The organism is Pseudomonas sp. HY2-MNA-CIBAN-0224 (genome assembly GCF_040310285.1).
GTDB classification, from domain to species: Bacteria; Pseudomonadota; Gammaproteobacteria; order Pseudomonadales; family Pseudomonadaceae; genus Aquipseudomonas; species Aquipseudomonas helleri.
The window spans coordinates 1-283 of the sequence record NZ_JBEOPQ010000400.1; the positions used below are offsets into that span (position 1 = coordinate 1).

The window sequence follows — 283 nt, forward strand, 5'->3', positions numbered from 1 at the left end:
GTCTTTCGGGCCCATAAAGCCGGTAACGCGTAAGTCTTTACGTTGTTCGCCATCGCTATTAAACATTAACAAGGTGGGTAAACCTAATACGCCATAATGTTCTAAAAGAGTAATATCAATATCATCGCTGGCGGTCACGTCGGCTTGCAATAACACCATTTGACTCATGCGCGCTGCAACCTCGGCATTTTTAAAGGTAATGGCTTCAAATTCTTTACAGGCCACACACCAGTCGGCATATAAATCTAACATCACTGTTTTACCGCTAATACTGGCTTTATCC

At 43.1% G+C, this 283-nt stretch carries 1 protein-coding gene; it reads right to left on the reverse strand.

Translation table 11 applies throughout. The features are described from left to right. On the reverse strand, nt 1–283 hold a 283-nt coding region (locus AAEZ03_RS26910), incomplete at both ends, for a thioredoxin family protein (RefSeq protein WP_350582857.1).